Here is a 1,624-nt window from a genome sequence, read left to right on the forward strand (position 1 = left end):
TAATCGTGCCTGACAGCTCAAATACCATCGGCATATTGTACTCTGGAGTGCTACCTTGCAAACTATCAATAAACCATAGCCGCTGCTGGGCAAAAGACAGAGGGAACTTATCTGTGTTTCTTTCTACTCGAGAGACTAGGTTTGACCCTACATCAACTGCATTTTTTACCAATATAGCGATATCTACGATGGTAGGGCTATCGTAAATTTCCCGCAGTGGTATTTGTACGTTTAGTTTATCTTCTATCTCAGAGCACAGCCTCATCGACAATAATGAATGACCACCTAATTCAAAAAAGTCATCTTCAGTACTGATCAATGCAGGAGGTACACTAAATAGCTCAGACCAGATCTGTACTAGTGCTTTTTCTATATCATCTTTAGCCTCGATAACTGTAGCTACAGTATCCGTATCAAGCGTTGTTGCTGATAACGCCACCTTATCAACCTTGCCATTTGCCGTTCTCGGAAATTCACTCACTACAATCAGCTTGCTTGGGATCATATGTGCAGGCAATGAGGTTTTTAAGTGTTGCTGGACTTGTTGCTCAACAGCACTGGTGGACTGAACAAGTCCTTCTCTCTGTTTGATATACCCCACAAGATACTTTGATGTGCCGCGTTCAATGATGAGTACGACGCTAGAGTCAACCTCAGAGCAAGAGTTTATTTGTGACTCAATCTCACCAAGCTCGACTCGAAACCCGCGAATTTTCACTTGATCATCGACGCGGCTAATGTAAATAAGTTCACCGTCTGAATTAAATTTAACTAAGTCTCCCGTTTTATATAATCGCTTTGAAGTGTTACTTTTATTTGGGCAAAAGTATGGATTAGGAATAAAGCTATTTTGTGTCAATGTCGCTTTGTTCAAATAACCTCTGGCCACTCCATCTCCACCAACATATAACTCACCCACAGCACCGTAAGGTAGCAAAGCTTGATCCGCATCTAAAATATAATACTGCATATTGGCAAAAGGAGTACCAATCGTTGCCTGCTTACCCTCCAAGCATCGGCCAATTGAGCTACAGATAGTTATTTCAGTTGGGCCATAGGCATTTAAAAATTCAACACCTACTGATAGCCACTCATTAGCAAGTGAATCAGGGCAATGCTCACCACCTACCATCACTGTGGTTAGACTTTCATATTTTTTAACTTTCAAACATCGCAACATAGAGGGAGTCATAAAGAGGTGGGAGACATCGCCATAATGTACTAACTCTTTTCCATACTCTAACGTTGTCGCTAATCGCAATTTGGCTCCATTTACGAGGCCTAACCACATAACCCAAACGGCAGCATCAAAGGCAACTGATGAACAATGGTAAATAGCCGCACTAGGGGATAATTGCGTGTATTCGAGGGAAGTAATCATATTGTTGTGCAAGCTTTGATGCTCAATCATCACGCCTTTTGGCTGTCCTGTCGAGCCTGAGGTATAAATCACATACGCCAGATGTGATGCGCTCACACCAACCTCTTGTGGCCGAGTACGTGGATACGCATCACACAGATGCGGCTCCCCTAAGGCAAATCCATCTAACCTAACTTGCGTTTTAGTAAAACTCGCTAATGCTTCTGCCGTCTCTCCATGGCTCACTACCACCGATAATGACGC

Annotated in this window: 1 protein-coding gene; it reads right to left on the reverse strand. The window is 42.9% G+C overall.

All coding sequences use genetic code 11. The features are described from left to right. Positions 1-1,624, reverse strand: a 1,624-nt coding sequence (locus F9Y84_RS21775; RefSeq protein ID WP_168756798.1) for a non-ribosomal peptide synthetase, incomplete at both ends; no start/stop codon positions are given.

It is taken from the genome of Pseudoalteromonas peptidolytica, from assembly GCF_012641745.1.
GTDB classification, from domain to species: Bacteria; Pseudomonadota; Gammaproteobacteria; order Enterobacterales; family Alteromonadaceae; genus Pseudoalteromonas; species Pseudoalteromonas peptidolytica.